Raw genomic sequence first — 249 nt, forward strand, 5'->3', positions numbered from 1 at the left:
GGCGAGGGCTGGAAACCGGCCTGTCCGGCTTTGACGAGATCGAGATCGAAGGCGTCGCCGGGGCCGCTGACGATGCGACGGCCCGCGCCGCCGTCGTCCGCGCGCTGGGCGTGCCCACGCCCGACCGCATCCGCGTCATCGCCCAGGCCTTCCGCCACGGCCTGTCGGTCGAGGAGGTCAACGCCGCCTGCGCCTATGAGCCCTGGTTCCTGCGCCAGATCGCCGACATCGTGCGCGAGGAAGGCCATG

Annotated in this window: 1 protein-coding gene; it reads left to right on the forward strand. The window is 72.3% G+C overall.

Annotated elements, in window-relative coordinates; translation table 11 throughout:
• A partial coding sequence (locus CVH10_RS22950) for a hypothetical protein (protein WP_146143329.1) occupies window positions 1-249 on the forward strand: 249 nt, incomplete at both ends.

The sequence above is a fragment of the Halomonas sp. ND22Bw genome, assembly GCF_003011945.1.
Classification (GTDB): Bacteria; Pseudomonadota; Gammaproteobacteria; order Pseudomonadales; family Halomonadaceae; genus Halomonas; species Halomonas halophila.